The sequence below is a fragment of the Streptacidiphilus sp. MAP12-33 genome (assembly GCF_041261265.1).
GTDB lineage: Bacteria > Actinomycetota > Actinomycetes > Streptomycetales > Streptomycetaceae > Streptacidiphilus.
Map to the genome: position 1 here is coordinate 59,713 of NZ_JBGCCA010000010.1, position 20,647 is coordinate 80,359.

General features: G+C 72.4%; 19 protein-coding genes. 8 read left to right on the forward strand and 11 right to left on the reverse strand.

What is annotated here, in order from left to right; all coding sequences use genetic code 11:
* Positions 1-52: 52 nt before the first annotated feature.
* Genes ABH931_RS12340 through ABH931_RS12375 form a run of 8 tightly spaced genes read right to left on the reverse strand, consistent with a single transcriptional unit; the run spans position 53 to position 8,354 of the window.
* The gene (locus ABH931_RS12340; RefSeq protein ID WP_370112430.1) at positions 53-745 is read right to left on the reverse strand and encodes an SDR family NAD(P)-dependent oxidoreductase; all 693 of its coding nucleotides are present in this window, start codon (positions 743-745) and stop codon (positions 53-55) included.
* Positions 742-2,106: an aldehyde dehydrogenase family protein gene (locus ABH931_RS12345; RefSeq protein WP_370112431.1), complete on the reverse strand. Its 1,365-nt coding sequence runs from the start codon at positions 2,104-2,106 to the stop codon at positions 742-744. Before ABH931_RS12345 ends, ABH931_RS12340 begins: the two co-directional genes overlap by 4 nt.
* Positions 2,107-3,180 carry a phenazine biosynthesis protein gene (locus tag ABH931_RS12350; RefSeq protein ID WP_370112432.1) on the reverse strand — a complete coding sequence of 358 codons (1,074 nt, stop codon included), beginning with the start codon at positions 3,178-3,180 and terminating at the stop codon, positions 2,107-2,109. It lies immediately after the preceding gene.
* Positions 3,177-3,758, reverse strand: coding sequence for an aminodeoxychorismate/anthranilate synthase component II (locus ABH931_RS12355; protein WP_370112433.1), 582 nt, complete (start codon positions 3,756-3,758; stop codon positions 3,177-3,179). Before ABH931_RS12355 ends, ABH931_RS12350 begins: the two co-directional genes overlap by 4 nt.
* Entirely contained in the window at positions 3,755-5,164 is a 1,410-nt protein-coding gene (locus ABH931_RS12360; protein WP_370112434.1) for an anthranilate synthase component I family protein, read from the reverse strand. The genes ABH931_RS12355 and ABH931_RS12360 overlap by 4 nt, the downstream gene beginning before the upstream one ends.
* A gap of 1 nt (position 5,165) precedes the next feature.
* Positions 5,166-5,858, reverse strand: a complete 693-nt coding sequence (locus ABH931_RS12365; protein ID WP_370112435.1) for a cyclase family protein — start codon at positions 5,856-5,858, stop codon at positions 5,166-5,168.
* A gap of 4 nt (positions 5,859-5,862) precedes the next feature.
* The gene (locus tag ABH931_RS12370; protein ID WP_370112436.1) at positions 5,863-7,119 is read right to left on the reverse strand and encodes an ATP-grasp domain-containing protein; all 1,257 of its coding nucleotides are present in this window, start codon (positions 7,117-7,119) and stop codon (positions 5,863-5,865) included.
* Complete coding sequence (locus ABH931_RS12375) at positions 7,116-8,354, reverse strand: acetyl-CoA carboxylase biotin carboxylase subunit family protein (RefSeq protein ID WP_370112437.1); 1,239 nt, start codon at positions 8,352-8,354, stop codon at positions 7,116-7,118. The genes ABH931_RS12370 and ABH931_RS12375 overlap by 4 nt, the downstream gene beginning before the upstream one ends.
* A gap of 815 nt (positions 8,355-9,169) precedes the next feature.
* On the opposite strand from ABH931_RS12375, the gene ABH931_RS12380 reads away from it, so the two are divergent.
* The 4 genes from ABH931_RS12380 to ABH931_RS12395 all read left to right on the forward strand — a co-directional run bounded on the left by ABH931_RS12380 (position 9,170) and on the right by ABH931_RS12395 (position 12,993).
* The gene (locus ABH931_RS12380; RefSeq protein WP_370112438.1) at positions 9,170-9,961 is read left to right on the forward strand and encodes a hypothetical protein; all 792 of its coding nucleotides are present in this window, start codon (positions 9,170-9,172) and stop codon (positions 9,959-9,961) included.
* Positions 9,962-10,083: 122 nt separating this feature from the next.
* On the forward strand, positions 10,084-11,331 hold the full coding sequence (locus tag ABH931_RS12385; RefSeq protein WP_370112439.1) for a choice-of-anchor A family protein: 1,248 nt from the start codon (positions 10,084-10,086) through the stop codon (positions 11,329-11,331).
* Between the two features lie 43 nt (positions 11,332-11,374).
* Positions 11,375-12,274 (forward strand): sterol desaturase family protein, encoded by a 900-nt coding sequence (locus ABH931_RS12390; RefSeq protein WP_370112440.1) that lies wholly within the window; start codon positions 11,375-11,377, stop codon positions 12,272-12,274.
* Complete coding sequence (locus ABH931_RS12395; RefSeq protein WP_370112441.1) at positions 12,271-12,993, forward strand: lysoplasmalogenase; 723 nt, start codon at positions 12,271-12,273, stop codon at positions 12,991-12,993. The genes ABH931_RS12390 and ABH931_RS12395 overlap by 4 nt, the downstream gene beginning before the upstream one ends.
* Here the strand turns inward: ABH931_RS12395 and ABH931_RS12400 are convergent.
* Complete coding sequence (locus tag ABH931_RS12400) at positions 12,918-13,745, reverse strand: exodeoxyribonuclease III (protein ID WP_370112442.1); 828 nt, start codon at positions 13,743-13,745, stop codon at positions 12,918-12,920. The genes ABH931_RS12395 and ABH931_RS12400 overlap by 76 nt on opposite strands.
* Before the next feature lie 141 nt (positions 13,746-13,886).
* Here ABH931_RS12400 and ABH931_RS12405 point away from each other — a divergent pair, with 141 nt between their 5' ends.
* Positions 13,887-14,903, forward strand: a complete 1,017-nt coding sequence (locus ABH931_RS12405) for a cytochrome c oxidase assembly protein (protein WP_370112443.1) — start codon at positions 13,887-13,889, stop codon at positions 14,901-14,903.
* Positions 14,904-15,081: 178 nt separating this feature from the next.
* Here ABH931_RS12405 and ABH931_RS12410 read toward each other — a convergent pair whose 3' ends face one another.
* Entirely contained in the window at positions 15,082-15,987 is a 906-nt protein-coding gene (locus ABH931_RS12410) for an ABC transporter permease (RefSeq protein ID WP_370112444.1), read from the reverse strand.
* A gap of 99 nt (positions 15,988-16,086) precedes the next feature.
* The gene (locus ABH931_RS12415; RefSeq protein WP_370112445.1) at positions 16,087-17,106 is read right to left on the reverse strand and encodes an SMP-30/gluconolactonase/LRE family protein; all 1,020 of its coding nucleotides are present in this window, start codon (positions 17,104-17,106) and stop codon (positions 16,087-16,089) included.
* 215 nt (positions 17,107-17,321) lie between these two features.
* Here ABH931_RS12415 and ABH931_RS12420 point away from each other — a divergent pair, with 215 nt between their 5' ends.
* The 3 genes from ABH931_RS12420 (at position 17,322) to ABH931_RS12430 (ending at position 20,599) form a co-directional block, all read left to right on the forward strand.
* Entirely contained in the window at positions 17,322-18,533 is a 1,212-nt protein-coding gene (locus ABH931_RS12420; RefSeq protein WP_370112446.1) for a serine hydrolase domain-containing protein, read from the forward strand.
* 203 nt (positions 18,534-18,736) lie between these two features.
* Positions 18,737-19,966, forward strand: coding sequence for a lytic transglycosylase domain-containing protein (locus ABH931_RS12425; protein WP_370112447.1), 1,230 nt, complete (start codon positions 18,737-18,739; stop codon positions 19,964-19,966).
* Between the two features lie 114 nt (positions 19,967-20,080).
* Complete coding sequence (locus tag ABH931_RS12430; RefSeq protein ID WP_370112448.1) at positions 20,081-20,599, forward strand: hypothetical protein; 519 nt, start codon at positions 20,081-20,083, stop codon at positions 20,597-20,599.
* Positions 20,600-20,647 lie beyond the last annotated feature (48 nt).

Below are 20,647 nucleotides of genomic sequence, written 5' to 3' on the forward strand. Positions count from 1 at the left end.
GTCGGGTTCGGGGTGAAGCCGGATGCCGGCCGCGACGTCGCGGCCGGGGAGGTCAGTGCAGGAACCGGCCGCCGTCGACGACGAGCGTCTGGCCGGTGACACCGGTGGCCGCGCCGAGCGCGAACACCGTGTCCGCGACCTCCTCGGGCGTGACGACCCGCCGCAGCGCGGTGGTGGCCAGCAGGCCCGCCAGGACCGCCTCGGGCAGCGAGTCGGTCATCGCCGAGGCGACCGGGCCGGGCGCCACGCAGTTGACGCGGATGCCCTGCTCACCGAGTTCCCGCGCGGCCGACCTGGTCAGGCCGACCACGGCCGCCTTGCCGGCGGCGTAGTGCGGGCCGAAGGCGCCACCGGTGAAGGCGGCCACGCTGGAGAGGTTCACCACCGCGCCGGCCGCGGCGGCCAGCGGCGCGATCAGCTCGCGGGTCACCGCGAACGGCACCTCGACGTTGAGCTGCATGCTGTCGCGCCAGGCGGCGGTGTCCAGCTCGGCGTACGGGACCGGCCGGGCCCCGCCGATGCAGTTGACCAGCAGGTCCACGCTCTCCCAGGGCAGCGCCTTCCGCAGCTCGGCGGGGCCCTCGTCGCGGGTCAGGTCCAGCTGGACCGTCGAGAGCGCGTCATGGCTCAGCGCCGGTGCGCGGGTGTGGAACTGGGCGAGGACCTCCGCTCCGGAGGCCAGCGCACGGGCCACGACCGCGGTGCCGAGGTCTCCGGAGGCTCCGGTGACGACCACGTGCTTCATCGCAGGGACTCCTTGTCCGAGAACGGTTCGCCCGGGAGCGGTTCGCCGAAGAGCAGCGCCTTGGGCTCCAGCAGGAAGCCGGTCAGGCTGCCGTCGTGCGGCAGGTGCGGCCCGCTGGTCCAGGGCACCGCACCGCCGACGACGACGCGGCGGATCTGCGGGTGCGCCAGGGCGGCGAGGGGAAGGCCGGCGTCCTCGCTGTGGATCGACAGCACCAGGGTCCGGCCGAACGGCTCCAGACCGTCGGCGGCCGACCAGGGCGCGACGACGACGAAGGGGAAGGGCAGCTCCGTCCCCACCGCCGGGTGCGCCGGATCGGTCGTGCTGAGCACGACCGGGCGCGCGGCACAGGTGCCGTCCGGCAGCGGGACCGGGCCGTCGGCCGCCGAGTGGCGCCGCAGTCCGGCCTGCTCCAGCTCGGCGACCGTGCGCCGCAGCCCGGCGGCCTGGTCGGCGGAGAAGCAGGGCAGCACCGCGTCCGGGTCCGCCGCCGGACGGACCGGCAGCGTGTCCAGGCGCGCGGCGAGCGCGTCGGCGACCTCGGCCGGGTCGCCGCTGGTGCGGATCACCGAGGTGTTGGCACAGCGCACGCCCGCGTCCGCGGCGACGGAGCGGGCCAGCGCCTCGACGATCTCCGGTGTGAGCGGACGGTCCAGCAGCGCGGCACTGCGCCCGGGCCCGCGGGTCAGCACCCCCGGGTTCTCCGCCCAGCGGCTGACGGCCGCCGGGCCGCCGTACACGATGCCGAGGTCGGTCTCGCCGAGCAGCCGCTCGCCGAGGTCGTGGCCGCCGGGCAGGACGGCCAGGCACTGCGGCGGCAGTCCGGCCGAGAGCAGCGCGGCCGCCAGACGGAAGGGGGTGAACGGGTCCCGGGTCCCGGGCCGCACGATCACGCCGTAGCCGACGGACAGCGCCCGGGCCCAGGTCAGGTGCGGGTCGACGTGGTTGGACGGGGTCACCACGCCCAGGGTCCGGCCGCGCGGCACCCAGCGGACGTCGTCCGTGGGCGCGGGCAGCTGCCGTTCGGTGCTCTCCGCCAGCCGGGCCAACCCGTCGCGGACGCTGCGCAGTCCGTCGGCCACGACCCGGTCCGGCAGACCGGTCACGGCGACCACCCGGCGGCGGTGAACCTCGGCGGAGTCCCCGCCCAGTTCGGCCTGGGCGAAGAACGTCCCGGCCCGGCCGAACACCTCGGCGGGCACGGCCGCGCCGCGGGTGCGCCGCAGGGCGAGCCGGAGCAGGAGCGTCGGGGAGATCCCGACGCGGGCCACCGGGCTGCCGTCGAGGCCGGGCAGCTCGGCCGTCTCGTCGCAGGCGACGGTCTCGCCCGCGACGAGGGGCTGGAGTATCGCGGTGCTCATCTAGTACACGCCCTCGATCACCTGGGCGCCGGCGACCTGGCGGAAGGGCTGCACGTCGGCGAGGTCGTCCCCGGCGTCCGGGTCCGCGCCCTCGGCCGCGATCCGGACCGCGGTGTCGCGCTCCATGACGTTGGGCAGGAACAGGTCCTTCGTCAGCAGGTGCACCAGGACCCGGCCGCGCTCGCCCGGGGCGACCCGCTCACCGGACTCCGGGTCCACCACGTGGACGATCGACCGGGGCTGGAAGGTACGGAAGACGCACGCGTGGGTGTCACCGGGCTCGGGCGCCCGCTGCGGCGCGATCCCCATCAGGCTGTTGCCGTAGATGCCGCGCACCTCGGCCTGCGGGAAGAACTCGGTCTGCAGCAGCCGCAGGGCCGTGCCGCTGATGCTGGTGCCGCTCCAGATGATGCCGGTGACGCGGTCGGCGAGCCGCGCGTACAGCTTCTCGCGTCCGCACAGCGCCTCCAGGACCGGGGGCGTGATGAACAGGACCCGGATGTCCTGCGACTGCGCGATCAGCTCGACCTGGTCCAGGACGTGCTGCACGTACTCGTCGGCCAACTGGCGGCGGTCGGTGCGGATCAGCAGCTTCACCCAGCGCGGGTCGAAGTCCACGGTGAAGAACATCGACCGGCGCAGCTGCGCCAGTCGTCGCACGGAGCGTCCGACGATGTGCGGACCGGTCGGCCCGACGTGCAGCCAGTGGCCCGATCCGCCGAAGGCGGGCAGCATCGTCTCGACCCAGTCGACGCCCTCCATCCGGGAGCTGTGCTCGACGACGCGCTTGGGCGCGCCGAGCGTGCCGCCCGACTCGTAGACCTCGAACGGGTTCCCGGCCGCGCCGGCGGGGACCAGCAGGTCGGCCGGGACGGTGCGCAGCTCGTCACTGACGTCCGGGAACCGGCGCAGGTCGGCGAGGGACTCGATGTCGGTGAGCGGGTCGAAGCCGAGGCTGTCCCGGCGCCTGAGCCAGAACGGCGATCCGGTCTCGGGGCTGAAGTGCCAGTGCAGGGTCTCCTGCAGATGCCGGGTCACGTCGGTGGTGCGGGTGCTGTCGGTGGTGGCGCTCATGCCATCACCTGCTCGGCCGCCCGCAGTGCGTTGGCCACCATGTCGAGGCCCCTCTCGGTGAACAGGGATTCGGGATGGAACTGCACGCCCTCGATCGGCAGTTCGCGGTGCCGCACGCCCATGACCTCGCCGTCCTCGGTCCAGGCCGTGACGACGAGCTCCGGCGGCAGCGACGCCGGATCGACCGTCAGCGAGTGGTACCGGGTGACCTCCAGCGGGCTCGGCAGCCCGGTGAAGGCGCCGGTGCCCTGGTGGAGGACGGGGCTGAGCTTGCCGTGCATGGGCACCGCCGCCCGGACCACGCGGGCGCCGAAGGCCTCGGCGATGCACTGGTGTCCGAGGCAGACCCCGAGGATCGGCACGCGCAGGGCGCGGTCGCGGACGAGGTCCAGCGAGATGCCCGCGTCCTGCGGCCCACCCGGGCCGGGTGAGATGAGGATCAGGCTCGGGTCGAGCGCGGCGACCTCGTCGACGGTCAGCGCGTTGTTCCGCACCACCCGGCACTCGTGCCCGAGTTGCCCGGCGTACTGCGCGAGGTTGTAGACGAAGGAGTCGTAGTTGTCGATGATGATGATCACGATGCCGCCTCGGGCCCGAGAGTGACGGACGCCGCGCGGGCGGCGGCCCCGAGCTTCGCCACGCACTCCGCGCGCTCGGCGAGCGGATCGGAGTCGTGGACGATCCCGCCGCCGGCCTGCAGGTGCAGTTCGCCCTCGTGCAGGACCAACGCGCGGATGGTCAGGTAGAGGTCGGCGTGGTCCACGCCGAACGAGCCGACGGCGCCCGAGTACAGGCCCCGGCCGACCGGCTCCAGTTCGTCGATGATCTCGATCGCCCGCAGCTTGGGCGCACCGGTCATGGTGCCCGCGGGGAACCCCGCGCGGATCACGTCGTCGGTCCGGCAGCCCGGGCGCAGCACGCCCCGGACGTCCGAGGTCAGGTGCATGACGTGGGAGTACCGCTCGACCTCCATCAGCCGCGGCACCTGGACCGACCTCGGCACGCAGACGCGCCCGAGGTCGTTGCGGGCCAGGTCGACCAGCATCCGGTGCTCGGCCAGTTCCTTCTCCGAGGAGACCAGTTCCTGCTCCGCGGCGCGGTCGGCGGCGAGGTCCGCGCCGCGCGGCCGGGTGCCGGCCAGCGGCCGGATCAGCACGTCACGGCCGGCCACGGTGAAGCACGGCTCCGGCGAGGCACCGACGACCTCGAACTCACCACCGCGGTACCAGAAGTGGTACGGCGAGCGGTTGAACTCCGCCAGCCGCCGGTAGACCGACAGGCCGTCGGCCGCACCGGGGGCCGAGTAGCGGACCGAGAGCACGACCTGGAAGATGTCGCCGGCCAGGATGTACTCCTTGGCCCGGCGCACCACCTCCACGTACTCCTCCACGCCGTACCCGAAGGCACCGGCGCCGACGCGCGGCGCGGCCGCCGTGAACTCCCCCGCCTGCCGCAGCACGCGCTCGACGCGCTCGGCGGCGGTGCGGGCCGCCGCCGCCGTGGCACCGCGGCCGACCACCGTCGTCGCGGTGCCGTCGAAACGGACCAGCACCTCGGGCAGGAACAGGTCGTAGGTCGGCAGGGCGGTCCGCTGGAGCGTGAGCCGCTCGAAGTCGGTGACCGCGTCGAAGCCGACGCAGCCGTACCAGCTGCGCTCGTCCCGGCTCGCGCCGGGCCCGAACTCCAGCCCGGCCAGGAAGTCGACCGCCAAGGTCACCGGGTCGGTCATCGGGTCGGCGGGCGCGAGGTCGTGCTCGCCGCGCACGCGACGGGCGACGGCCAGCTCGCCGGTCCCGAGCAGCACCACCGGTTCCTGACCCGGCTCCGACGTCCGGCTGCTGAGCATGGTCCGCTCGGTGCCGCGCAGCGCGGCGGCCGCGACGACAGGGTCGACGTCCGGGCCGCGCAGCTCGTGACGGTGCACCAGGTCACCCGCACGCAGCCCGCTGCGCAGGAAGGCGGCCGATGGAGCGATGAGCGTCACGTCAGCGCCCCGCACCGGGAACGGCACCGTCGGGGTACTCCAGCGCGACCACGCGGGCGGGAGCGGCCTCGACACCGGCCACCTTGATGGGCAGCGCGAACAGCTGCACCACCGGCTGCCGCAGCTCGTGCATGTTGGTGACGTACTCCAGGATCGGGATGCCGGCGGCCAGCAGCGCGTGGTGCACGGGCGACTCGGCGTCACCGGGGCGCTCGGTCAGGCAGTCGAAGCCGACCAGGGCGGCGTCGTTGTCGATCGCCCACTGCGCGGCCGAGGGCGTCAGGTAGGGCGGGCGGTCCCAGTAGTCCTCGGTGCCCCAGTTGTTGCGCAGGTAGTCGGTGCGGATGAGCAGGCGGTCGCCGGGCGACCACACGTCGCCCACGGCCTTGTCCAGGTCCTCGCCGGTCACCGGCTCCAGGTCCTGCTTGTGGGACAGGTCCGCCACGCACGCCCGGCCGATGAGGGTCTCCAGCGGGACGTCCGCGATGCCCTCGGTGTCCGGGTAGAAGTGCAGCTTGTACTCCACGTGCGTCCCGTTGTGCGGGAAGATGTGCAGGGTGGAGAACGTGCGGTTGGTGCCGTACGGGTCCGTCTGCGGCGTCATCGCCCGGTCGAAGCTGAACTGGGGGAACCAGTCCGCCGGGTAGGACGGCATGCCCTCGTAGAAGCCGTGGGTCAGGTCGACAATGCGCATGGGTTCAGCCGTTCTTCCGGTCGTGGTCGACGTCGTAGAAGCCGGTCCCGTCCAGGTACCTGATCGTGTTCAGGTCCCGTTGCAGGACACCGTCGGACGCATGGTGGAGCGTGACGGTGAGCGGGTAGGTCATGTCGTTCACCGTGGGCACGATGGCGCCGCCCGGCGCGACGAAGGTCCGCAGCGCACGAAGGCTCTCCATGGCCTCGATCTGCTCGATCCCCCGGTAGGCGCGGAGCGTGCCCCGGCACGGCGAGGCCAGCGCAGACCACGCGAAGTGGTGCTTCAGCCGGTACGGCTCACCGCAGCGCGCGTCGAAGCGCTCGGGCCGGACGTAGCAGTCGACGGTCCAGTCGAGCTGCGACTCGCCGATCGCCTCGGCCGAGAAGTAGGGCAGTTCGCCACCGGAGATGCGGGCGCCGATCTCGACCAGGCACGGCCCGTCCGGTGTCGTCTTGATCTCCAGGTGCGCCGGGCCGAACTGGATGCCCAGGGCGTCCAGCACCGCGAACGCGTACTCGGTGAGCTCGGCCACCTCGGGGGCGTCGGGCGCCAGCAGGTTGCTCTCCACCAGCAGGTCGGTGACGCCGTTCACGGACAGCCGGCCGGTGTTCCAGCAGTCCGTGAGATGGTGCCGCCCGGCCCGGCTCACGGTGTTGACGATGTACTCCGCGCCGACCAGGTACTCCTGCGCCACCACACCCAGGTTCGGCAGCGAGAAGATGTTCTCCCGTCCCATGATGTCCGCGAGCGCCGCGGCGGACCGGTCGGGGTCGTCGCAGAACGTGACCCCGTCCCCGGCGGCGCTGCGCAGCGGCTTGACCACGATCCGGCCGCCGATCTCCTGGTGCCAGGCCCGCAGTTCGGCCTCGTCGGTGACCAGCTTCTGGCGCGGCACGCGCAGCCCGGCCTCCGCCACCTGCTCGACCATCTGGAACTTGTCGCGCCGGGTCGCGCTCAGCTTGGTTCCGTTGCTGTCCAGGCCCAGCAACTCGCTTATCTCGTCGGCCAGTTCGACGCCGAGCTCGCTACCGGTGAGGACGGCCACCGGCTCGTACACCGACAGCCGCCGGATGGTGTCCTCGACGTCGCCGTGGTGCACGACGTTCTCGACGTAGCCGCTGAGGTCCAGCGGGCCGCGGTACACCACCGGAACCTCGGCCGTGCTCTGGAGGCGGACACAGCGGTAGCCCGCCGCCAGGAACGCGGGCGGCAGTCCCCTGGCCGGCGCGTACGGATCGACCAGTACGACATGTTTCATGCCACGTCTCCTACGGGTTCGGCGCTGATGCGGAAGTCGGCGGCGGCGGCCTGGATGGCCTGCTCGACCGTCCGGCTCGTGGCGCCGCGGAACCGGAACCGACCACCCACGTGTTCGTAGTAGGCGTCGGCCAGGGGCAGCACCTCACCGCGGCCCAGCAGCGCCTCGGCGTACAGGCCGGGGATCCGGCCGCTCAACGGGGTGACCTCGGTGATCCGGCAGGGCCGCCGCGCCGGGGAGGGAACCAGCAGCCAGCCGGCCACCTCACCGTCCGTCAGCTCCGGCACGTCCAACGGCTCGCCCAGTTGCAGCCTGAGTGCCGCCGCCATCAGGTCGTACCCGTACACCTCCCGCCACAGGAACGGGATCTCACTGCCCCCCACCCGGGCTCCGACCTCCAGGAACGTGCACGCGGGCGCGGCGGTGCCGACGGCCGGGGCGACGAACAGCTCCAGGTGGAACACCAGCGGGTCGGTGTCGAACGTGCCGAGGAAGCGCTCCGCCGCGGCACCGATCGCGGCCACCGTCGCCGGGTGGTCCTCCTCGACCGATCCCAGGTAGTCGCCGGTGCGGAAGCCGAGGCAGTCGTTGACGTACCGGGAGGCGCGGAAGGCCGCGAGGCGCCCGCCCTGGTACACCCCGTCCACGTGGTAGATCGGGTGCGGGTTGTAGACCTGCGCGAGCATCGGCCGCTCGGTGTAGTCGACGCCGTCCGCGTCGGACGGCCCGCGCAACCGTGACACCCCGTCACTGGAGCTGCCGATACGCGGTTTCACGATCACGGGCCAGCCGTGTTCCGCACCGAAGGCACGGACGGCGTCCGCGCTGTCGACCGCCGCGACGGCGGGCACGGCGAGGCCGCGGGCGGCCACGACGCCGGCCATCACCAGCTTGTCGAGGAAGCGCAACGCCTGCTCGGGGCGGGTTCCCGGACAGTCCCACTCGTCCCGCAGGATCGCCGCGGTCAGCAGGTCGTCCTCCTTCAGCGCGACGATGCGCTGTGGGGGCCCGAACTGCTCGGCGAGCGCCGAAACCGCCTTGCGTACCGACACGAGGTCGTCGGTGTGGTCGACGATCTCGACCCCGGCCGCGGCGTCCGGGACCCGGACCCGACCGACCTCGGTCGTGACGTAGCTGACTCGGTTGACGGTGTGGTCGAGCACGCTCGCGTAGTCGACGTACTCAGCCCGCCACCGGTGGAGGACCACCACGTGGCACGGGACCGACGCAGTCATCGCGCATCCTTCATCGTCGTTCTTCATCGTCGTTCGAGTTGGGCCGGCGCCCACCGACCGGTGGGCGCGCAGGCATGCCGCGGCGCGCCCGTCGGCAGAAAAGAATCAGCGCAGGGCGGAGCGGGTGTCGGAATAGGGGAGGTTGTGGCGGGAGGCGAGAACCGCAGCGAGCCCCCCGGCCTTGATCATTGTTACGTTCTGGAGCGTATGTCGATGCCGAACCGTTGCGCAAGCCCCCACTCCCCGGGGTGGCCATGGTCATCGAGGGCCCCTGAGCTCCCACTTGACGCTTCGTCCGACCGGCTTGACGTGGGCGTGAGCATCTTCCGGAAGATTCGAGCATCGTGCTCGACCAGTTCGTTTCATCGGTTCTCAAGGCGATTTCCCAGAGCCTGATCCATCGCAGAAGATCGTCTACGGCTCAGTTTCTCCACGCATTCCCGACCGCGAAAAGCCGCCGCACAGCAAGGGGGATGAGTGCAGATCAGCGGCCGGACGCGCGCCCGGACCCGCACCGGCGCCGATCCGCTCCCGCGATCATGGACAGGCCGACCATCCGTCAATCTGACAGGTCCGCGACGATATTGCCGGAGCATGTCAAGACATCGCAATCAAGAATCTCCATGAATGGGCACGGTCACGTCAATCCGGCCGGTTCGCGCACCGTCCAGCTCGGTTCCCTCGCGGAGCGCCAGGGCCCGACGACGACAGACACGGAGAGTAATGTCATCCGGCGTTCACATGGCAGTCCGGAAGAGCCCCGCCTAGCGTGAACAGCGTCAACCACCCAGGGGGACCTCCCGAGGAGAACGACGTTGTTCCGTAGCATCCTTCGCGCCGCTCCGGTGGCCGTCGCCGCCGCATCCGCCCTCGCCCTCGCGGGTGCGCCCGCGGCCCACGCCTCCCACCGCAGTGTCACGTTCTGTGACGGTGGCAGCATCGCCTCCGGCGACTACTACGCGCTCGTGGTCCACGGCACCTGCACCGTCCCTGACGGCGCGTCGGTCACCGTGGAGACCCAGCTCTACGTCACCAAGGGATCGGTCTTCAACGCCATCACTGGCGCGTCGGTGCACGTCAAGGGCAACGTGCAGGTCGGGCGCGGGGCCGCGCTCGGACTCGGGTGCTCACCGCATGCCAACTGTGCCACGACGACCGCCGACGAGGTGGACGGCAACATCAACAGCGACCACGCACTCGCGGTGATCCTGCACTCCGACACGGTGAAGGGCGACGTCACCACGCTCGACGACGGCCCGGGGCTCACCTGCGCGCCCTCGCCGGAGATGGCGGCCTTCACCACCCTCGCCATGAACGGCCAGCCCTCCGCGGCCTACGACGACTTCGAGGACAACACCGTCGGCGGCTACATCAGCACCATCGGGCTGCGCTCGTGCTGGGCGGGGACGATCCGCAACCACGTCGGCACCAACATCCTCGTCTCCGACGACAAGACCGCGGACCCGGACGGCAACGAGGTCGTGCAGAACACCGTCAACGGCGACCTCGGCTGCTACGGCGACAGTCCCGCCGCGCAGATCGGCGACTCGATGGGCGGTCCGAACGCCGTCCGCGGGACCAAGCTGGGCGAGTGCTCGGCCCTGTGAATGTGATCTTCACCTCATCCCCCTAAGCGATCCTTAAATCCGGCACAAATGCGGCGGCCATGTCGGGCAAGTCCGACATGGCCGTTGCCGCTGCGCGCGCGGCCCCGAGAACATCCACGGTCATGCGCCACACCCTCCCCGCCGCCGTCGTACTCGGCGGCTCCCTCGCGCTCGCCACCCTCGTCACCCCCGTGACCGCCAGCGCCTCCACCTCACCCTCCTGCGGCAACCCGCTCGGCGCGGCCGCCGGGTACACCGAGTTCGTCGCCGGCGACTCCCAGCGCACCGCCGACGCCGAGGGCGCCGTCGCGGTCGGCGGGAACGCCGACCTCACCCACGGCTTCAGCCTCGGCGCCAAGCTGAGCCCTGCTCAGGCCGCCGCGCTGCCGGGCGGCGCGGCCCTGGTCGTCGGCGGCACGCTGGACCTCGGCACGGCGAACGTCGAGGTGATGCGCGGCAACGCCGTCTACGGCGCGCTCCAGGGCAGCGCCCACCTCTGGATGAACGGCGGCGGCCAGGCGGCCCAGGGCGCCTCCCCGATCGACTTCGCCCGGTCCTTCACCGCGCTGCGTGCCACCTCCGCCCGGCTGGCCGCGCTCCCGGCCACCGGGACCGCCACCCTGCACCAGGACGGCGCGAACGCCGTGCTCACCCTGACCGGCACCGCCGCCCGGCTCAACGTGTTCACTCTGACCGCCCAGCAGCTCCAGGCCGCCGGGGAGATCCGGATCGACGTGCCGGCCGGCTCCAGCACCGTCGTCACCGTGACCGGCACGAGCTACGACATGAACACCGGCGGGACCAGCGCCGTCCTCCTCAAGGACCCGACGACGGGCGGCTGGCACGAGGACGACTACACCGAGCCGGATGCCGCCCTGACGGGCATCCGCGGCGGACTGCTGTGGAACTTCCCCGACGCGACCGGCGTCGTGAAGCGCGACGGGACCGCCTGGCCCGGCACCCTGCTCGCGCCGAACGCGGCCGTGCACCTGGGCAGCGGCAATCTCAACGGCGAGGTCGTCGCCGCGTCGCTCACCAGCGCGGGCGGTGCGGAGACCCACCACTTCAGCTACAGCGGATGCGTGCCCGGCACCTCGACGCCCTCCGGCTCGCCCTCCCACTCCCCCACGCCGAGCCCGTCCGCGCCCTCGTCGTCGCCGTCCCCCTCCCACCCGGGGACCCCGACACCGACCTCCTCCCAGCCCACCGGGACCGGCGGCACGGGGTCGACCACCGGCGGCTCGCTCGCCCACACCGGCGGCGGGGACGACACCACGCCGCTGCTCGGCGCCGGCGCGGCCGTCATCGTCCTCGGTGCCGGCACCGTCGCACTGACCCGTCGCCGCAGGCCCGGCTCTACTTCCCGGTAACGGGATCTAGCCAGCGCGTTCGCACAGCCCTACGCTGCGGGCCATGCCGAACCTGCCCGACCCCGTGCTCTGGTCCATCCCCGCGTTCGTCCTGCTCACGGTCATCGAACTGATCTCCTTCCTCGTCCATCCGGACGAGGAGGAGGTCGGCTACGCCGGCAAGGACACCGCGACCAGCCTCGGCATGGGGTTGGGCAGCCTCTTCACCAACCTGCTCTGGAAGATCCCGACCGTCGTCCTCTACAACGCCGTCTACGCGCTCACCCCGCTGCGGATCGGCGTGCACTGGGCCACGGTCCCGCTGATGCTGCTGCTCCAGGACTTCTGCTACTACTGGTCGCACCGGAGCAACCACCGGGTGCGGCTGCTGTGGGCGCAGCACGTCGTGCACCACTCCAGCCGCCACTACAACCTCTCCACGGCGCTGCGCCAGCCGTGGACGGACCTCAGCTTCGGCGTCTTCTACCTGCCGATGGTGCTGCTCGGCATCTCCCCGGCCGCCGTGGCCTTCTGCGGCTCGGTCAGCCTGGTCTACCAGTTCTGGATCCACACCGAGCGCATCGACCGCCTCGGCCGGCCGGTCGAGGCCGTCTTCAACACGCCCTCGCACCACCGCGTCCACCACGCCTCCCAAGGCGGCTACCTGGACCGCAACTTCGGCGGCATCCTGATCGTCTGGGACCGGCTCTTCCGCACCTTCGCCGCCGAGACCGAGCGGCCGGTCTACGGGCTGACGAAGAACATCTCCACCTACAACCCGCTGCGCGTCGCCACCCACGAGTACGCCTCGATCGGCCGCGACCTCGCCTCGGCGCACGGGTGGCGCGAGCGCCTGGGCTACCTCTTCCGCGGACCCGGCTGGGCGCCCGCCTCCGCCGACGCCCCCGTTGCCTCCGTCACCACCGCACCCGTCACCACCCCGAAGGCCAAGGCCACCGCGTGAGCAGCACCACCACCCCCGCCGCGACGGACCGCCGCCTGCTCGGCTACCTGGTCCTCTCCGCCGTCTACCTCGGGCTCACCCTGCTCGGTCCTTCCCTGGCGAAGGACCCGCTCAAGCCGCTGCTGATGCCGGCGCTCGCCCTCGCCGTGCTGCCGCGCCGAGCGCCCCGGCTGCTCGTCGGCGCGCTGGCCGCCTCGTGCGTCGGTGACACCGCGCTGCTGTTCGGCGGTAGCTGGTTCCTCGTCGGCATGGGCGGCTTCGCCGCCGCGCACGTCTGCTACATCACGCTCTTCACCCGCGCCGGCGCGCTTCGGCCGCTGACGCGCCGAGTGGGGTGGGCGCTCGCCGGCTACGCCGTCGTCTGGGCGGCACTCATCGTCCCGCTCTGGCCGGACCTGCCGGCCGGCCTGCGCATCCCCGTCGCCTGCTACAGCCTGCTGCTGGCCGGCACCGCCGCCACCTCGGCCGCGGCGGGCCTGCAGACCGGAAAGCGTGTGACGGGCCTCGGCGGCGGGCTCTTCCTGCTCTCGGACTCGCTCATCGCCACGGGCCTGGCCCACTGGCCGCAGCTGCCCGCCGCCGATTTCTGGATCATGCTCACGTACCTCGTCGGCCAGTACCTGCTGGCCACCGGTGCCTCGGCTCAGAGCGCCAGGTCGACCACGACCGGGGCGTGGTCGGAGGTGCCCTTGCCCTTGCGCGCCTCGCGGTCCACGTAGGAGTCGGAGACGGCCTCGGCGAACGGCTTGTTGCCGTAGACCAGGTCGATCCTTATCCCGTAGTTCTTCGGGAAGCTCAGCCCGCGGTAGTCCCAGTAGGTGTACGGGTGGTCGTACTTGAGCGGACGCGGGAAGACGTCCGCCAGGCCGGCCGCCTGCAGATCCGCCAGCGCGGCCCGCTCGGCGGGCGTCACGTGCGTGGCGCCCTCGAACTTCGCGACGTCCCAGACGTCCACGTCGGTCGGCGCGATGTTGAAATCCCCGAGGACGGCGAACGGGCGCTCGGCCGCCGCGTCGGCGACCACCGCGTCGCGCAGGGTCGACAGCCACCGCAGCTTGTAGGCGTAGTGCGCGTGGTCGACCTCGCGCCCGTTGGGCACGTAGACCGACCAGACGCGGACCGGACCGCAGGTGGCGGCGACGGCGCGCGGCTCGACCTCCGGCTCGGCCGGGACCAGCGCGTCCTCTTCGGCGGCGGCCGGGTCGAGGTAGCCGGGCTGGCCGGGCAGGTCACGGACCACGTCCTCGAGGCCGATCTTCGAGAGGATCGCCACGCCGTTCCAGCGGCCGGTGCCGTGCGCGGCCGTCTCGTAGCCGAGCTCGCGGACGGCCTCGAAGGGGAAGGCGTCCGTGGTGGACTTCAGCTCCTGCAGGCAGAGCACGTCCGGCTGCGCGGAGCGGAGCCACTCCAGCAGCTTCTCCAGCCGGGCGTTCACGGAGTTGATGTTCCAGGTGGCGATGCGAACCGTCATGCGCCACAACCTACCGTCCGCCACCGACAGCGGAGGGTACCTCGGGGGCTTCGGGGGGTCGGTGCGTCCGCTTGGTCCGGCGTCCGTCATGATGGTCTGCGCTACGTAAGCGGACGGACGGTACTGAGGCAGGCGAGGACCATGGCGGGACTGACACTCGCGGCGGGCTACAGCGGTCCCCCGGCCTGGCAGTGGTCGGACCTGTTCACCAGCTGGCAGCTCGAACCGGTCGTCCTCGCGCTGGCCGTGGTGCTCGGAGCGCTCTACGCCCTCGGGATCGTCCGGGTGCGTGGCAAGGAGGGCCGCTGGCCGCTGGGCCGCAGCGCGGCCTGGTTCGGCGGTCTGGCGCTGTGGGTCTGGTCGACCATGTCCGGCGTCGGCGTCTACGAGCGCATCCTGTTCACCGACCGCGCGGCGCAGGTCATCACGCTGCTGATGATCGTGCCGCTGCTGCTGGGGCTCGGCGCCCCCGTCTCGCTGATCGCGGAGTCCGCGAGCGAGAGCGGCCGCGCCCGGCTGACGCGGGCGCTGCGCAGCTGGCCGTCGCGGATCCTGATGTTCCCGGCGGTCTCCACGGCGCTGCTGATGCTGCCGCCGTGGCTGCTCTACTTCACGCCGTGGTACGAACACACGCTGACGAGCCAGAGCTGGAACATCGGCCTGCACGTGGTCCTGGTGGTGCTGGGCCTGTCGTACTTCTGGCCCCGCCTGCAGATCGACCCGGTGGCGCACGAGTACCCGCAGATGGTGGGTCTGTTCATCACCATGGCGGAGGTCGTCTTCGACGCGGGCCTCGGCATGCTGATGGTCTACGGGCACACGACGATCGCCGAGCACTACTACACCGCCCTCGGCCGCCCGTGGGGTCCCTCGATCCGCGAGGACCAGGTGTGGGGCGGCTGCACGCTCTGGGCTCTGGGCGACATGGCCGGCCTGCCGTTCCTCGCCGCGCTGGTCCGGCGCTGGATGGTCAAGGGCCGCGCGGAGACGATCGCGGTCGACGCCGCGATCGACGCCCAGATCGCCCACCAACGCGAGCAGGCAGCGACCGCCACGCCGGGCGCGAAGGCGACGGACGACGACCCGGAGATGATGCGCCCCTGGTGGCTCGACGACCCCAGCCTCGCCCACCGCTACGGCACGCGCGAGCAGGAGTAGCCCGCGGGGTCAACGGAACCGGACCCGCAGCACCAGTCCGACGAAGGACAGCAGGCCCGCCGTGATGAACACCACCGGCGGGCGCCGGGTCACCAGGTCCCATCGTTCGTCGACACCCGGGGCCCGGTACCGACGCCGGAGCGGAACGCACCGCCCGCACGACAGTGGGCCGCCGGGGTCAGCCGCGGCCGTACTGCTCCTCCGCCCGCCAGAAGTGCACGTAGCCGATGATCCCCGCGACCACCGCCCAGCCCAGCGCCGTCGCCCAGATGTGCGGGCTGAGGCTGCTGGCCTGGACGGAGTCCATTAGCGCGTAGCGCATCAGCTCGTTGAAGATCAGCGCCGGGTTGAGGTAGAGCAGCGTCCGGACCGAGGCCGGGAGGTGCGTGCTGATGGACTGCACGTTCCAGAAGACCCCGGACATGTACATCCAGGTGCGGATGATGAACGGCATGAGCTGAGCGAGGTCCGTGGTCTTCGAGCCCCAGCGGGCCAGCAGCATCGCCAGCCCGGCGTTGAAGACCGTCTGCAGGAAGAGGCTCGGGACGACCAGCAGCCACTTGGCGGTGAGCGGCTCGCCGGTGATCAGGATGATGGCACCCAGCACCGACATGGACACCAGCAGCTCCTGCAGCTGCAGGATCGTCATCGACAGCGGCAGGCAGGCGCGCGGGAAGTGCAGGGCACGGATGAGGCCGAGGTTGCCGGAGATCGAGCGGGTCCCCGCCAGCACCGCGGACTGGGTGAACTGGAAGGTGAAGATGCCCGTGCACAGGTAGGCGATGTAGTTCGGGATGCCCCGGTTCTGCTGCAGCAGCAGGCCGAAGACCAGGTAGTAGACGGCCGCGTTGAGCAACGGCGTCATCACCTGCCAGACCTGGCCGAGCCGGGCGGAGCTGTAGTTCGCCGTCAGGCGGGCGGTGGCGAAGGCCAGGATGAAGTGGCGGCGGGCCCACAGCTGCGAGGTGTACTGGGGCAGGGAAGGGCGGCGACCGCTCAGGGTCAGGCCGTACTTCGCCGCGAGTTCGGCCGGGGGGAGGGCCTCGTCCTCACGTTCCGTCACATCGACAACGGCTTCGGTCACTCCCTGACGGTCTCACGCGGCCCCCGCTCCCGCGCGCGCCAACGCGCTCCGGCTCACCCTGACGAGTGGCCTGCCCGTCCGGCGGGCCGCCGCCGCGCCTCAGATCCTGACGGCGGCCAGGTCGAAGCAGGCGAGCGCGGGCTCCGTCAGCGTGCCGAGCCAGAGCCTGCCGTCGTGTTCGGCCACGCCCGTGACGGCGCGGAAGGCCGCGCTGGGCCCCTGAAGGTCGTGGACGACGCGCCCGGCGCTGTCCACCGCGATGACCCACACGGTGGGCTTCGGCCCCGGCAGCAGCCCCTGCGGGACCCGCCACAGCGCCTGCCGCGCGAGCGGCCGAGTGCGGTGCAGCACGTCCAGGAGCGGGTCGCGCGGGGCGACCATCGCGATCCACAGCAGGCCGTGGGTGCCCGCGCCCAGGTTGTCCGGGAAGCCCGGCAGGTCGACGAAGGGCTCGCTGGTCCCGGCCCGTTCGCCGGTCAGGTGGTAGCGGATCAGGCGGTAGCTGCCCGTCTCGGCCACCGCCAGGGAGGAGCCGTCGGCGGCGAGGGCGAGTCCGTTGGCGAACTGGAGCCCGTCGAGCAGCACCTCGGGCTCGCCGCCCTCGGGCGGCAGCCGCAGCAGCCGGCCGGTGCCGGAGTGCTCCAGGATGTCGGCGCGCCAGTCGTCGACGGTGAAGCGACGGCTGGACTCGGTGAAGTAGACGGTGCCGTCGGCGGCGGCGACCACGTTGCTGACCAGCCGCATCGGCTCGCCGCCCACGGTGGACGCGAGCGTCTCCACCTCCCCGCTGTCGGGGTCGACCCGCAGCAGCCGGCCGAGGCGCGCGTCGCAGACGAGCACGCGCCCGTCCGGCAGCGACTCCAGCCCGGCCGGGCGCCCGGGCGCGATGTCGGCGAGGGTGACGGCCTCCCTGCCGTCGGGGCTCAGCCGCAGCAGCCGCCCGTCGGCGACGCCGCACAGCACACGGCCGAGCGCGTCCACGACGACGTCCTCGGGACCGAGCCCGGACAGCGGGACGAGCGTCAGCTCGGGCAGCGACCGGTACCGCTTCCACACCCGTGCCCGTCCGCCGCGCGGGGGCGGTGTCCACACCTGCGGTCGGAGGTTCTGCCGGGCCATGCTTCCCCCTAGCCGGGGACGAAGGGACGGGACGCGCTCGCCGCACATCATGCCGCGCGGGCGGGCCCGGGGGCGAGTCCCCGAGGTGTGCGCGCAGGAGGCCGTCGCGCGAGCGACCCCGTCAGGGCTCACGACGTGCGCCATCGGAGTGCATCAGGAGCGCATCGGAAGGTGTCCGGCGCCGATTCCGGCACGTGGTGCGGACATGGTGATCCATGACTCGCAAGAGAACCGCGCTGCTGTGCGCGACCGCACTGCTGCTCTCCTCCGCCCCGCTCCTCGCCGCGGGCACCGCCGCCCCGGCCTCCGCCGCCGCACGCCGCGGACCCGACTGCGCCGCCTCCCCCACTCCGACGGGCGGCACGGCACGGGCCGTCCTCGACCTCGTCGAGAAGGACCGGCGCGACCTGAAGCTCCGGGCCGTCGTGGCCCGGGTGACCGAACACGGCCGCGACGTGTGGACCGGCGCGGTCGGCCCGTCGATGACCGGCGTCCCGGCCCGGCCCGACATGCGGTTCCGCACCGGCTCGGTGGGCATCGCGTTCATGGGCACGATCCTGCTCCAGCTCGTGGACGAGAAGCAGGTCAGGCTGGACGACCGCATCTCCCGCTGGCTCCCCGAGATCCCGCACGCGAGGGAGATCACCCTGCGGGAGCTGGCCGACACCACCTCCGGCTTCCGCGACTACGTCACCGACGCGGGCTTCGACAAGGAGCTGGAGGCGCACCCCTTCCGGCACTGGGCACCGAAGGACGTCCTCGCCTTCGCCCACCTCGACCGGAAGCTGCTCTACAGGCCGGGCAAGAACTTCAGCTACTCGCACGCCAACTTCGTCCTCCTGGGCGAGGCCCTGGAGCGGATCACCCACACCCGGCTCGACCACCTGCTGGAGCAGCGCATCTACCGCCCGCTGCGACTGCGTGCGACCTCGAACAGCTACACCCCCGACATTCCGGCGCCCGTCCTGCACGCGTTCACCTCCGAGCGCGGCACGTACGAGGAGTCGACGTTCTGGAACCCCTCCTGGACGACGGCCCCCGGCGCGGTCATCACGCAGAACATCTGTGACCTCGCGCGCGCCGGGGCCGGTATCGGCTCGGGACGGACCCTGAGCGCCAAGGGCTACCGGACCCTGCTCGACCCCGGCACCATCGGTCTGGGCACGCCGTGTCCGCCGGGAGACTGCCTGCCGCAGACCAAGGCCGTCCACTACGGCACGTCCGTGCTGGTGGTGAACGGCTGGGTCGTGCAGAACCCCTCCTTCTCCGGGTACGCCGCGGTCATGGCCTACCTGCCGAAGAAGGACGTGTCGATCGCGGTGTCGGTGACCTACTCGCCCACCGCGGACCAGAGCGTCCAGAACCTGGGGAACAACATCGCCAAGGACCTCTCGCACCTGCTGGTGCCGAACCAGCCGCTGGCCTGAGCGCATGTCAGACGCCCTCCCGGGACGGTTCCGCCCCGGGGAGGGCCGAGGTGGTCCTGTCGCCGGGTGCGACCGGTCGGCTAGTCTGACGACCGGTCGCCTCGGGGGGCGGGTCGTGCACCGGCAGTTCACGGGCTCTCCCCTGAAGTGGACTTCGCGCCCTGGACGACGCACGCCGCCTCAGCGGAAGGAAGCCGGCTCCCGTGACCACGGACCCATCCCGGCCACTGCGCCGGCTCGCCCGCCGCCACCCCGGCCCCGCGTTCGACCGGCCGCGCCTGTGGTGCGCCGCCACCACCGCGGTCGGGCTCGTCGCCCTCGGCGCCGTCACCGCGAGCTCGGTCCCGGCACCGGCCGGGCAGGCCAAGAGCACCGCCGGCGCCGCGTCCAGGAACACCCTGACCGCGACCGGTGACAGCGCGCCGCTGCACCGTGTGTTCCCGCCCGGCGGTGTGCCCGGTTCCGGAGGCGCCGTCGGTGGACCCGGCGCCGCGGAGAGCGCCGGCTCGCCGGGCTCCTCGATCGCGACCGGTGCGAGCGGCATACCCGCGCTCGTCATGACGGCGTACCTCGACGCCCAGCACGCGATCACCATCAGCGACCCGGGCTGTCACCTGCGGTGGCAGATGCTCGCCGGGATCGGCGAGGTCGAGTCCGGACAGGCCGGGGGCGGCGCGCTCACCCCCGACGGGACGACGCGCACGCCGATCCTCGGTCCCGCGCTGGACGGCACCAACGGCAACGCGGCCATCCCCGCACCCGGCGGCGGCTGGGTCCGTGCCGAGGGCCCCTTGCAGTTCCTGCCCTCCACCTGGGCCACGTGGGGCGTGGACGGCAACGGCGACGGCGTCGCCGACCCGAACAACATCTTCGACGCGGCTCTCGCCGCCGGGCACTACCTGTGCGCGAACGGTCGCGACCTCGCCACCTCGGCCGGCCTGGACGCGGCGATCCTCAGCTACAACAACTCCGCCGGCTACCTGGCCACCGTCACCGCCTGGATCGCGTACTACGAGAAGAACCCGAACACCGGTGGCCCGGGCGGTGGCACCGGCAGCGGCTCCCCGAGCGGCACACCGTCGGCGAGCGGCCGCCCCACGCCCGGCGGCAGCCCGACCCACCCGAGCGGCAGCCCCACCCCGTCCCGTTCCGGCTCCCCGACCGGCCGGCCCACCACGTCGCAGAGCCCGAGCGCGAGCCCCACCACCTCGGCGAGCCCCTCAGGTTCGCCGTCCGGCTCGGCCCCGGCCTGCCCGTCGACCGGCCCGACACCGACGGGCTCCGGCTCGCCCACGCCGAGCCCCACGCCGTCGCCGACCGGCAGCGGCAGCGGCTCCCCCGCCCCGTCGCCGACCGGCTGCCCGAACCCGAGCGGCTCGGCGTCCCTGACGGCACCGTCGCCGTCATCGGCGTCGGCGTCCGTGGCACCCTGACCGCCGCTCCACCCCCGGGTGGAGGCGGGGCTCAACCCGGCCCGGCGGCGGTTCAACCCGGGCTCAACTCCCGGGCCGAGGATCCGCTCCGCCTGCTCCGGCAGGCTCGTAGCCATGACGACCACCGACTACCTGATCTCCGCCGCCCTGGTCCTGCTGGTGATCCCGCAGATCCGCGGCACGCGCCAGACGCTGCGCAACGCCCTGCTGCCGCTCGTGGCCGTCGGTGCCGCGGCGGCGTACTACCTGAAGTCGTTCCCCACCCAGGGACACGACGTCCAGCTCTATCTGATCGGTGGCCTCGTGGGTGCGGCCCTGGGGATCGCCTGCGGCGCCGCCACCAGGGTGAGCCGGGTCGTGGACGGGGCCGCTGTGGCCAAGGCCGGGGCGGCCGCGGCGGCGCTGTGGATCGTGGGCATGGCCTCCCGGGCCGGGTTCGAGTACTGGACCAGCCACAGCGGCGCCTCCTCGATCGCCCACTTCAGCCGTGACAACCTGATCACCGGCGCCGCCGCCTGGACGGCCGCGCTGCTGCTGATGGCCCTGACCCAGGTCCTCGCCCGGCTCGTCGTGGTGCGGATCAAGGCGCGGCGGGTCACGGCGCCGGCCCCCGTCGCCGCGGTCCGGGCCTGAGCGCGATGCCCTCGCGGCGGAGCGGCGGCCCGCGCCTCCTCCCGCCGG

Bases quoted from the DNA above. Each gene is read 5' to 3' on its own strand.
- ABH931_RS12365 (WP_370112435.1), bottom strand. From the start codon at position 5,858: ATGCGCATTGTCGACCTGACCCACGGCTTCTACGAGGGCATGCCGTCC.
- ABH931_RS12415 (WP_370112445.1), bottom strand. From the start codon at position 17,106: ATGGCCCGGCAGAACCTCCGACCGCAGGTGTGGACACCGCCCCCGCGC.
- ABH931_RS12430 (WP_370112448.1), top strand. From the start codon at position 20,081: ATGACGACCACCGACTACCTGATCTCCGCCGCCCTGGTCCTGCTGGTG.
- ABH931_RS12390 (WP_370112440.1), top strand. From the start codon at position 11,375: ATGCCGAACCTGCCCGACCCCGTGCTCTGGTCCATCCCCGCGTTCGTC.
- ABH931_RS12370 (WP_370112436.1), bottom strand. From the start codon at position 7,119: ATGAAACATGTCGTACTGGTCGATCCGTACGCGCCGGCCAGGGGACTG.
- ABH931_RS12400 (WP_370112442.1), bottom strand. From the start codon at position 13,745: ATGACGGTTCGCATCGCCACCTGGAACATCAACTCCGTGAACGCCCGG.
- ABH931_RS12345 (WP_370112431.1), bottom strand. From the start codon at position 2,106: ATGAGCACCGCGATACTCCAGCCCCTCGTCGCGGGCGAGACCGTCGCC.
- ABH931_RS12340 (WP_370112430.1), bottom strand. From the start codon at position 745: ATGAAGCACGTGGTCGTCACCGGAGCCTCCGGAGACCTCGGCACCGCG.
- ABH931_RS12350 (WP_370112432.1), bottom strand. From the start codon at position 3,180: ATGAGCGCCACCACCGACAGCACCCGCACCACCGACGTGACCCGGCAT.
- ABH931_RS12375 (WP_370112437.1), bottom strand. From the start codon at position 8,354: ATGACTGCGTCGGTCCCGTGCCACGTGGTGGTCCTCCACCGGTGGCGG.
- ABH931_RS12420 (WP_370112446.1), top strand. From the start codon at position 17,322: ATGACTCGCAAGAGAACCGCGCTGCTGTGCGCGACCGCACTGCTGCTC.
- ABH931_RS12405 (WP_370112443.1), top strand. From the start codon at position 13,887: ATGGCGGGACTGACACTCGCGGCGGGCTACAGCGGTCCCCCGGCCTGG.
- ABH931_RS12385 (WP_370112439.1), top strand. From the start codon at position 10,084: ATGCGCCACACCCTCCCCGCCGCCGTCGTACTCGGCGGCTCCCTCGCG.